Source organism: Haemophilus sp. C1 (assembly GCF_001276515.1).
Taxonomy (GTDB): Bacteria; Pseudomonadota; Gammaproteobacteria; order Enterobacterales; family Pasteurellaceae; genus Haemophilus.
In genome coordinates this window covers 1-680 of record NZ_LDVZ01000073.1, presented here as the reverse complement: position 1 = coordinate 680, position 680 = coordinate 1, and the positions used below count along the sequence as shown (strand labels likewise).

The following is a 680-nucleotide window of genomic DNA, read 5'->3' as shown; positions in this document are numbered from 1 at the left end:
GGTAATCAACAACCCATCGTACTTCAAACAGCGAATGGTTTACCGCAAGTAAATATTCAAACACCAAGTGCAGGAGGGGTATCACGTAACCAATATTCACAATTTGATGTGGCAGAAAAAGGCGCCGTATTAAACAATGCCCGTAAAGCAGTACAAACGCAACTTGCGGGCTGGGTGCAAGGTAACCCAAATCTTGCTCGCGGTGAAGCAAAAGTCATTCTTAACGAGGTAAATTCCGCTAATCCAAGCCGTTTAAAAGGCTATGTTGAAGTTGCAGGTAAAAAAGCGGATGTCGTGATTGCCAACCCAAGTGGTATCCAATGTGATGGCTGTGGTGTGATTAATGCGGGGCGTACCACGCTAACAACCGGCAAAGCAGAAGTTGAGAATGGTCAATTAAAAGGCTATCGCGTAAAAGGCGGTAAAGTGACTGTTGGTCAAAAAGGCATGAATAATGCGCAATCGGATTACACCGATATTATCGCTGATAAAGCTGAAATCAATGGTGGCGTTTGGTCGAAGAAAGGCATTAAAGTCACTACAGGTAAAAATAATGTTGACCGCACCAATGATTCGGTTGTGTACGTGGGGGATGAAAACATCGACAACACTGACCGCACTTTTGACCCCCAAAGTGAAAATCAATCTACTTACAGCGTTGATGTAAGCCAATTGGGTGG

1 protein-coding gene is annotated in these 680 nt (G+C 44.3%); it reads left to right on the top strand.

Annotation, left to right across the window (positions count from 1 at the left end):
* Positions 1–680, top strand: a 680-nt coding sequence (locus tag ABW51_RS09585; protein WP_156262568.1) for a filamentous hemagglutinin N-terminal domain-containing protein, incomplete at both ends; no start/stop codon positions are given.